Consider the following 299-nt stretch of genomic DNA (forward strand, 5'->3'; position numbering starts at 1 on the left):
GCGAGCGGATGGTGGGCAGCAGGCCGGAGGGGCGGTGGCTGATCAGCAGCATGATCGCGCGGGCGGGCGGCTCTTCCAGCATCTTGAGCAGCGCGTTCGCAGCATTGGGGTTCATCAGGTCGGCGTCATCGACGATCACGACACGGCGCCCGCCATCGGCAGCGGACATCTGGAAGAACCCGTTCAACTTGCGGATGTCATCCACGACGATCTGCTTGCGCAGCCGTTTGGTTTTCTCGTCAACAGAGCGCGTGATCGCCTTCAGCGCGCCTTCGCCCCCGGCCGCAATACGGCGGGCG

1 pseudogene is annotated in these 299 nt (G+C 65.6%); it reads right to left on the reverse strand.

Going from position 1 to position 299, the window contains the following annotated elements:
• A pseudogene (locus B4F27_RS03765) lies at positions 1–299 on the reverse strand (DNA polymerase III subunit delta'); the annotation flags it as partial.

Origin of the sequence: Sulfitobacter sp. UBA1132, from assembly GCF_002311545.1 — a bacterium.
In the GTDB taxonomy this organism is placed as follows: Bacteria; Pseudomonadota; Alphaproteobacteria; order Rhodobacterales; family Rhodobacteraceae; genus Sulfitobacter; species Sulfitobacter pontiacus.